This is a genomic window from Aliiruegeria lutimaris (assembly GCF_900099935.1).
In the GTDB taxonomy this organism is placed as follows: domain Bacteria; phylum Pseudomonadota; class Alphaproteobacteria; order Rhodobacterales; family Rhodobacteraceae; genus Tropicimonas; species Tropicimonas lutimaris.
This window is the reverse complement of sequence record NZ_FNEK01000165.1, coordinates 1-2,652: the sequence shown is the minus strand read 5'-3', so window position 1 is coordinate 2,652 and position 2,652 is coordinate 1. Positions and strand designations below refer to the sequence as shown.

The window sequence follows — 2,652 nt, the reverse complement described above, 5'->3', positions numbered from 1 at the left end:
GGTGCAGGTTTCTCGGACGCCACGCGGTACGTTTGAGTAAGAGCGGGGCGTTGCCTGGCGTCGGAGAAGCGCGCAAGCGGGAAATCGCGGGGTTGGTCTTTGCGGATCAGCTGTGTCTATGGGGATTTGAGCCGTTCGGTTGCTCTGGATCTGACTGGGCAGGTTGGGTTGGTAGGGCTGGTGTTGGCAAACTCATCGGGTTTTGTGCGGGCTTTTTGCCGATATGCGTTGTGTCCCGTTGATTTCAGCAACCTTCGCCCCTCCGATATTTGGAATTGCGCATGCCGGTTGAACCACAGGCGGTGTGGCGTGTGGCTGAGGTCGTGGTTTTCAATTCGCGGCGCGGGTTTCATGCGGCGGCCCTTGCTGTCGTTGGTGGCGCTCTGGGATGTTGCGCGGGCGTTATGGTGTCGATGATGATCAGCCGTCCGCCGCAAGACGGGCAAGGCAGTGCCAGGACACGGGGAAGCTCATCGGTATCGCCGAGGCTGTCATCGTTGGCGTGTTCCTGACCCGGCGTTTTGGCCCCGAGCAGGTGCCTGATCCTGGCAATATTGGCGGCCCGATGGCCATTTCCAAAGAAGCCGTAGTGGCGGATGCGGTGCTGCCGCTTTGGCAGGACATGGATCAGGAACCGGCGGATGAACTCGTCTGTCGTCAAGGTCATGGTGGTGTGTCGCCCGGGGCCGTCCACACGGTAGTCCTTGACGCGGAAGGTGACGCCGCGCTGATCCAGGCGGATCAATCGACTGTTGGAGATGGCGACACGGTGGGTGTAGCGCGACAGGTATGCCAGCACCGCTTTTGGCCCGGCGAATGGTTCCTTGGCGTAGACCACCCAGTCGACCTTGCGCAGCGGTTGCAGGCAAGCGTTGAAGGCCGCGCGATCGACAAGCTCGACACGGTCGCCGAAGAACTGCAGCTTTCCGGCTTCATGCAGCCGCACCAGCCCTTCCAGGATGAGGCGCCGGTAAAGGCGGGACAGAACACGGACGGAGAGGAAGAAATTCCTGCGGCAGGCGATCCAACGGGTGCCATCGACCGACAAGCCACCGCCCGGCACGATCATGTGGACATGCGGGTGGTGCGTCATCGCCGAACCCCAAGTGTGAAGCACGGATGTGACACCGACCCGGGCGCCGAGGTGCTTTGGATCGGCTGCGATCCTGATCACCGTGGCCGCGCTTGCCCGCATCAACAGATTGTAGATCTCCCGCTTGTTCTGATGCGCGATATCCGCGATGGGCTTGGGTAGGGTGAAGACGAGATGGAAATACCGAACGGTCAGCAGTTCGGTCTCGCGCGCTGCCAGCCAGGACCTGGCCGCCCCCGCCTGGCACTTGGGGCAGTGTCTGTTGCGGCAGGAGTTGTAGGCGATGTGCTCGTGCGCGCAGTCCTCACACCGGGCGACATGGCCGCCGAGCGCCGCCGTCCGGCAGCGCTCGATCGCGCTCATCACCTTCAACTGATCGAGGCTGATATGGCCTGCATTGGCCGCCCGCCAGGCAGCACCATGGGCGCGGAAGATATCCGCGACCTCCAGCTTTGGCCCGCTGCCCGGCAGTCGATTGCCATACAATCGATGAGAGGGAGACAACGCAGTCTATGATGCGCCTTTCCTGCCCTTCCTGCGCTTGGCGCCGGTCAGATCGTCAAGCGGGCTCTCGACCGCCGAGATCATGCCGGTCGCGACGCTTGCGTACCGCGCCGTCGTGGTCAGTTTGGAATGCCCCAACAGCACCTGTATGACCCGGATGTCCACGCCGCGTTCCAGGAGATGCGTCGCGAACGAATGGCGCAAGGTGTGCAGCGTGACCGGCTTGGTGATCCCGGCTGCCTTTGCTGCCTGCTTGAACAGGCGGGAAATCTGGCGGGCGGAGAGGTGTTTGCCGCGATAGCCGGGGAAGAGAACGCGATCGGGTCCGGGCACGCCCGCATCCTGGCCGGTCGGGCGTTCGGTCCACCACGCGCGCAACAGGCTCAGGATATCCGCGGGCAGCATCACGTTGCGATCCTTGCGGCCCTTCGATTGCTCGATGCGGATGATATTCTGGTCGCCGTCGATATCGCCCACCCGCAGCCGGACAACCTCGCCCGCGCGAAGGCCGCAGCCATAGGCCAGCGAAAGCATCACCCGCGCCTTCAGGCCGGGCGCCATGGCCAGGATGCGTTTGATCTCATTGCGGCTCAGCACAAGCGGCACCTTGACCGGCTCCTTGAGGTGGAAAACCTCGGCCACCAGATCATGCCGCCGCAGCGTCACCCGGAACAGAAACTTCACCCCGGTCATGGTCTGGTTGCGGGTGCAGATACTCGTCCCACTCTCGATCAAATGCTGCTGAAAGTGCTTCACGTCATCCGGCGATGCCGCCTCCGGAGATCGCCCGAGCCAGGTTGCAAATCGCTTGCAGGCCCGCAAGTGGCTGGTCTGCGAGGCAGGGCCGAGATTGCGCGCGGACATATCCGCCATCATCCGGGCGCGAAGCGGCGTGGTCGGTGTAGGATGCTGAATGGTCATGCGAAAACCCTCTGTCGATCGAGGCAAGATCACCTCGACCAACAGCACACACCCAGCATCAAAATCCGCGAAACAAATCCCAGTTCAGCGCAACGACAGCCACTCAGAGCCATTATCGCGAAGCGATTTAGTGC

General features: G+C 62.5%; 2 protein-coding genes. Both read right to left on the bottom strand.

Going from position 1 to position 2,652, the window contains the following annotated elements:
- Nucleotides 1-349: 349 nt before the first annotated feature.
- On the bottom strand, nt 350-1,564 hold the full coding sequence (locus BLR85_RS28110; RefSeq protein WP_093165174.1) for an IS91 family transposase: 1,215 nt from the start codon (nt 1,562-1,564) through the stop codon (nt 350-352).
- Nucleotides 1,565-1,603: 39 nt separating this feature from the next.
- Complete coding sequence (locus BLR85_RS28105) at nt 1,604-2,518, bottom strand: tyrosine-type recombinase/integrase (protein ID WP_093165168.1); 915 nt, start codon at nt 2,516-2,518, stop codon at nt 1,604-1,606.
- Between the last annotated feature and the right edge of the window lie 134 nt (nt 2,519-2,652).

Coding starts and splice junctions, on each gene's coding strand:
- BLR85_RS28105 (WP_093165168.1), bottom strand. CDS start 2,518: ATGACCATTCAGCATCCTACACCGACCACGCCGCTTCGCGCCCGGATG.